Genomic DNA, 5676 nt, shown 5'->3' with positions numbered 1-5676 from the left:
CACCTACTCCACCTTCAGCTACGAGACACTGCGGCTGCCCAGGGGCGGGCACCGGCTGCTCGCCCTGGCCAACGTGCTGGGCAGCGTGGCCGCCGGACTCGCCGCGGCCACCGCCGGGTACGCGGTCGCCCGCGCCCTGACCGGCTGACCCCGCCAGCCCGATCGCCTCGCCACCAACGCCTCGACCAGGCGTCGACCCACAACACACCGAGGGTATATACGCGAGGTATACCCTCGGTGTAGTCTTCCGGCATGAGCGTGCCACTGACTCTTCTCGGCCTCCTCGAACGGGAGCCCAGCCACGGTTACGACCTGAAGCGCGACTACGACGCCTTCTTCGGCCGAGGCAAGCCGTTGCCGTTCGGCCAGGTCTACTCCACCCTCAGCCGACTGGCCCGCGACGGCAAGGTGGTGATCGGCGACGTCGCCCCCGGCTCCGGCCCGGACCGCAAGCGCTACATCATCACCGACGTCGGGGCGACCGAGGTCGAGCAGTGGCTGACCCAGCCGGTCGACCCGGAGCCGCACCTGCAGACGGTGCTCTTCGCCAAGGTCGTGCTCGCGCTGATGCTCGACCGGCCGGCCGCCGAATACCTCGACACCCAGCGCAGCGCGCACCTGCGGCGGATGCGGGAGCTGACCGAGATCAAGCGCGCCGGCAGCCTGGTCGACGCGCTGCTCGCCGACCACGGCCTCTACCACCTGGAGGCGGACCTCCGGTGGATCGAGATGACCGGCGCCCGACTGGACGCCCTGCGGAAGGAGGTGCGGCGGTGAGCGTCGTGATCGAAGCGCGTGACGTCGAATTCTCCTTCGGTCAGACCCCCGCCCTGCGCGGCGCCAGCCTCGCCGTGGACGCGGGCGAGATCGTCGCCGTCATGGGCCCCAGCGGCTCGGGCAAGTCCACCCTGCTGCACTGCCTGGCCGGCATCCTGGTGCCCGACTCCGGCGAGATCCTCTTCGACGGGGCCAAGGTCCACGCCATGGCCGAGACCGAGCGCAGCAGCCTGCGCCGGGACCGGTTCGGGTTCGTGTTCCAGTTCGGCCAGCTCGTCCCCGAGCTGACGGCGGCCGAGAACGTCGCCCTTCCGATGCTGCTCAGCGGCGTACGCCGGACCGAGGCGCTGCGCAGGGCGTACACCTGGTTCGAGCGCCTCGGCCTCGACGGCATGCAACAGCGCCGATCGGGTGAGTTGTCCGGTGGGCAGGCGCAGCGCGTAGCCCTGGCCCGGGGCCTGGTCGCCGAGCCGCAGGTGCTCTTCGCCGACGAGCCGACCGGCGCGCTCGACTCGCTCACCGGTGAGCAGGTGATGGACCTGCTGGTCGGCGCCGCCCGCGAGCAGGGCACCACTGTCATCCTGGTCACCCACGAGGCGAGGATCGCCGCGTACGCCGACCGCGAGGTCATGGTCCGCGACGGGCGCGTGAACGCGCCGGACCGGATCGCCTCATGATCCGCTTCGGGCTCCGCCTCGCCGTGGCCGGCGGCCGTGAGGCGCTCACCCGCCTGATCGTCATCGCCGCCGCCGTCGCGGTCGGCAGCGGTCTGCTGCTGACCACACTCGCCGGGGTCAACGCCGTCGACGCCCAGCTCACCCGGTACGCCTCGGTGTATCCCAGCGCCTCGACCGGCGGCGACGCCGACCCGCTGTGGTGGTCGACCCGAAACGACTACTTCCACGGCGAGCAGATCATCCGGATCGACGTGGCCGCCACCGGCTCGAACGCGCCCACCCCGGCCGGCGTCCCGACCACTCCCGGTCCCGGCGAGTTCTACGCCTCGCCCGCGCTGCGGGAACTGCTGGCCGCGCACCCGGCCGACCAGTTGAGCGACCGTTACCCGGGCCGTGACGTCGGCACCGTCGCCCCCGCCGGGCTGACCTCACCGAACACCCTGCTCGCCATCGTCGGCGGCACCCCGGACAGCGTCGGCAAGCTGCCCGACGCCAGGCAGGTCAGCGACGTCGGTGACAAACCAGCGCTTCCCGAGACCGCGGTGAACCTCATCCTGGGCGTGATCGCCGGCGGGCTGCTGTTCCCGGTACTGATCTTCATCGGCACCGCCACCCGGCTCAGCGCCGCCCGCCGGGAGCAGCGTTTCGCCGCGATGCGGCTGGTCGGGGCGCCGCCCCGGCTGATCTCGACGGTCGCCGCGGTGGAGGCGGCCGCCGCCGCCGTCGCCGGCACCGCCGTCGGCTTCGGCCTGTTCTACGCCTTCCGCGACCTGCTCGCGGGCATCCCGTTCACCGGCATGCCGTTCTTCCCCAGTGACATGTCACTGGGCGTGCTGGACGTCCTGCTGGTGGCGCTCGGCGTCCCGGCCGGCGCGGCGCTGGCCGCCCAGGTCTCGCTGCGTCGGGTACGGATCTCGCCGCTGGGCGTCACCCGCCGGGTCACCCCCCGTGCGCCGCGCGCGTACCGACTGATCCCGATGGTGCTCGGCGTCGCCGTGCTGTTCTTCGCCATCAGCTTCCGGCCCGCCACGTCCGACGGCCAGGCGGCGGTCTTCCTGCCCGGGCTGCTGCTCATCATGCTCGGCCTGATCTTCGCCGGCCCCTGGCTGACGATGGTCGGTGCCCGGGTGATGGCCCGGTACGCCAGCCGCCCCGCCACCCTCATCGCCGCGCGGCGTCTCGCCGACAACCCGAAGGCAGGCTTCCGGGCGATCAGCGGCATCATGCTCGCGCTCTTCGTGACGAGCGTGGCCGTCGGCGTGATCACCACGATCATCGACAACCGCGGTCCGGCCCCGATCGGCTCGACCGACGCGGGCACGGTGACCACCGTCTTCGACGAGAAGGTGCCGTCGGTGCCCGACCCGCTCTTCGCCGAGCTGCGGGCGATCAGCGGCGTACGGTCCGCGACCGCCGTCCGGGAAGACCCGGACATCACGAACGGCGGCGAGGGCGGGTTGATCGCGTGCACCGACCTCCCGTACGGCCGGTGCGCCGACGGCGCGAGCGTCATCGAGGTGCCGATCGGTCTCAGCCGCTGGCGGGAGTCCGCCTCGCCCGCGACGGTCTGGCCCGCCGCGTCGTTCACCCTCGACGAGCTTCAGCGGCTACCGGTCGGGTCGATGGTCGTCGGCACCGACGGTTCCGCCGCCGCCGTCGAGCGCGTCCGCACCGTGCTGGAGGTCGCCTTCCCGAGCTTCTGGGTGGGGCCGAACGTGCCCGGCGACTTCGAGTCGGACTTCGCCGACACGCTGCGCGGCTGGGAACAACTGGCCAACGTCATCATCATCGCCAGCCTCGCGCTCGGCGGGTGCAGCCTCGCGGTCAGCGTTATCGGCGGCCTCACCGAACGCCGACGCCCGTTCAGCCTGCTGCGGCTCAGCGGAGCGCCGGTACGGGTGCTGCGTCGGGTGGTCGCGTTGGAGAGCGCCGTACCGATGCTCGCCGTCGCCGCGGTCGCCATCGGCATGGGTCTGCTCGCCGCCCACCTGTTCCTGCGGGCGCAGATGGGTTACACGCTCGTCGCGCCGCAGCCGGGCTTCTACGTGATCGTCGTCGTCGGGTTGGCGGCCTGCCTCGCCGTCATCGCCTCCACCCTGCCGCTGCTGGAACGGATCACCGGTCCGGAGACCGCCCGCAGCGAGTGACCGTCAGACCGTGGGCCCGGTGGTCGACAGCGCGACCACCGGGCCGACGACGAAGACGGCGGGCGGACGGATGCCCTCCCGGGCGGCCGACGCACCGATCTCGTCCAGCCGGGCGGACACCGACCGCTGCTCGGGCAGCCCGGCGTCCTGCACCGCGAGCACCGGCGTCTGCGGGGCGCGACCGTGCTCGATCAGCGCCGACGCGATCTTGGCGATGGTGTCGACTGCCATCAGCAACACGACGGTGCCCCGGGTACGGGCCAGCGCCGCCCAGTCGACCAGCGAGTCGGGGTGCCCGGGCGGCAGGTGCCCGGACACGACGGTGACGTCGTGCGCCACGCCCCGGTGGGTGACCGGCACGCCAGCCAGGGCCGGTGCGGCGAGCGCGCTGCTCACCCCGGGAACCACAGTCACCGGCACACCGGCGGCCGTGCAGGCCTGCACCTCCTCGTGGCCGCGCCCGAAGACGTACGGGTCACCACCCTTGAGCCGGACCACCCGGCGGCCAGCCCGGGCGTGCGACACCAGGGCCTCGTTGATCGCCTCCTGGGCCATCGACGGGCCGCGCGGCACCTTGGCGGCGTCGACCACCAGCACGTCGGGGCGCAGCCCGGCGAGCAGCCCCTGCGGGGCGAGTCGGTCGACCACCACGACGTCCGCCGCGTCGAGCAGCGCCTTGCCGCGTACCGTGATCAGGTCGTCGGGGCCGGGCCCGCCGCCGACCACCGCCACCGACCCGTGGTCGTGGTGGTGGTCGTGCCCATGGTGGTCGTGCCCGTGATGATGGTGGTGGCCGATCGGGTCGTCGGGGTGGTCGTGCGGGCGTTGCGGGCGACGCACCTTGTCGGCGAAGCCGGGCATCAGCACCCGGTACGCGCAGGTGTCGCAGTTCATCCGGATGTCGCCGCCCAGCGCCTCGGCGTAGCGTTCCCGCACCAGGTCGGCGAGCGCGTCGCAGTCGCCGATCACGTCGGCGACCCGCACGTCCAGGTCGGGGTGGGCGGCGGCGAACTCCGCCGACTGGGCGACGATCCGGTCCGGTAGCACCCCGGCGAACAGGAAGTACGGCGCGACGACGATCCGCCGCGCGCCGAGACGGCGCAGCCGCTCCAGCACGGCCGGCACCGACGGCTGGGCGAGGGAGATGAACCCGGGCTCCACGCCCGCGTAGCCGCGCCCCTCCCAGAGCAGCCGGGCGACCTTGGCGACCTCGGCGTTGGCGTCCGGGTCGGTCGACCCCCGCCCGATCAACGCCACCCACGTGCCGGCCCGATCGGCACCGGCCACCTCCGTGCCGGCCCGGCCGGCACCGGCCGAGGCGGCAGCCGTCAGTGCCGCGTCGATGCGCTGTTCGAGGGCGTCGTGCAGCAGCGGGTGGGGGCCGAGCGGACGGCCGTAGCGGTAGCTGAGCCCCGGGTGACGCTGCTGTTCCCGGGCCATCGCGGCGGGGATGTCGCCCTTGCCGTGGCCGGCGCCGGTGAGCACCAGCGGCAGCGCCACGAGCGCCCGGTGCCCGCGCGCGACCAGCGCGCCGACCGCGTCGGTCAGCGGTGGGCGGGACAGCTCGATGAAGCCGCCCTCGACGTCGCCGAGGTCACCGCGACGACGGACCCGCTCGACGAGAGCGGCGAACTGGTCGACCCCGGCCGCGCTGCGCGTACCGTGCCCGACGATGACCAATCCGGTCATGACTTCTCCTCGACGTAGAGCAGGGCGTTGAGGGCGGCGGCGGCGACCGCCGAGCCGCCCTTCTCGCCCACGTTGGACACGGCGGGCAGGCCGCTGGCCCGCAGCGCCGCCTTCGATTCGGCGGCGCCCACGAAGCCGACCGGCAGGCCGACGACCAGCGCCGGTGCGGCGTGCAGTGTGAGCAGTTCGACGAGCGCGGTGGGCGCGCAGCCGACCACCCAGACCGCGCCGGGCCCGACCCGGTCCAGGGCGATCCGCACGGCCGCCGCCGATCGGGTGATGCCGGCCGAGCGGCCCAGGTCGGCCGCGGCCGGCTCGGCGACCGGGCAGACCAGTTCCAGGCCGGTGCGGGTGATGCCGGCGGCGACCATCGCCACGTCCGTCAC

At 73.5% G+C, this 5676-nt stretch carries 5 protein-coding genes; 3 read left to right on the top strand and 2 right to left on the bottom strand.

The features are described from left to right. The first annotated feature begins 252 nt into the window (after positions 1-252). Genes KBX53_RS20210 through KBX53_RS20200 form a run of 3 tightly spaced genes read left to right on the top strand, consistent with a single transcriptional unit; the run spans position 253 to position 3601 of the window. Positions 253-777 (top strand): PadR family transcriptional regulator, encoded by a 525-nt coding sequence (locus KBX53_RS20210; protein WP_210861017.1) that lies wholly within the window; start codon positions 253-255, stop codon positions 775-777. After that, on the top strand, positions 774-1454 hold the full coding sequence (locus tag KBX53_RS20205; protein ID WP_030327550.1) for an ABC transporter ATP-binding protein: 681 nt from the start codon (positions 774-776) through the stop codon (positions 1452-1454). The genes KBX53_RS20210 and KBX53_RS20205 overlap by 4 nt, the downstream gene beginning before the upstream one ends. Continuing rightward, complete coding sequence (locus KBX53_RS20200) at positions 1451-3601, top strand: FtsX-like permease family protein (protein WP_210861015.1); 2151 nt, start codon at positions 1451-1453, stop codon at positions 3599-3601. The genes KBX53_RS20205 and KBX53_RS20200 overlap by 4 nt, the downstream gene beginning before the upstream one ends. A gap of 3 nt (positions 3602-3604) precedes the next feature. Here the strand turns inward: KBX53_RS20200 and cobA are convergent, their stop codons facing one another. Both cobA and KBX53_RS20190 read right to left on the bottom strand, forming a co-directional pair. Further along, on the bottom strand, positions 3605-5290 hold the full coding sequence (gene cobA / locus KBX53_RS20195) for a uroporphyrinogen-III C-methyltransferase (RefSeq protein ID WP_210861013.1): 1686 nt from the start codon (positions 5288-5290) through the stop codon (positions 3605-3607). Beyond that, a partial coding sequence (locus KBX53_RS20190; protein WP_210861011.1) for a precorrin-8X methylmutase occupies positions 5287-5676 on the bottom strand: 390 nt, incomplete at its 5' end. The genes cobA and KBX53_RS20190, both read right to left, overlap by 4 nt.

The sequence above is a fragment of the Micromonospora sp. M51 genome (genome assembly GCF_018070305.1).
In the GTDB taxonomy this organism is placed as follows: Bacteria; Actinomycetota; Actinomycetes; order Mycobacteriales; family Micromonosporaceae; genus Micromonospora; species Micromonospora parva.
This window is presented reverse-complemented; position numbering and strand designations above follow the sequence as displayed.

Bases quoted from the DNA above. Each gene is read 5' to 3' on its own strand.
- KBX53_RS20210 (WP_210861017.1), top strand. From the start codon at position 253: ATGAGCGTGCCACTGACTCTTCTCGGCCTCCTCGAACGGGAGCCCAGC.
- KBX53_RS20200 (WP_210861015.1), top strand. From the start codon at position 1,451: ATGATCCGCTTCGGGCTCCGCCTCGCCGTGGCCGGCGGCCGTGAGGCG.
- cobA (WP_210861013.1), bottom strand. From the start codon at position 5,290: ATGACCGGATTGGTCATCGTCGGGCACGGTACGCGCAGCGCGGCCGGG.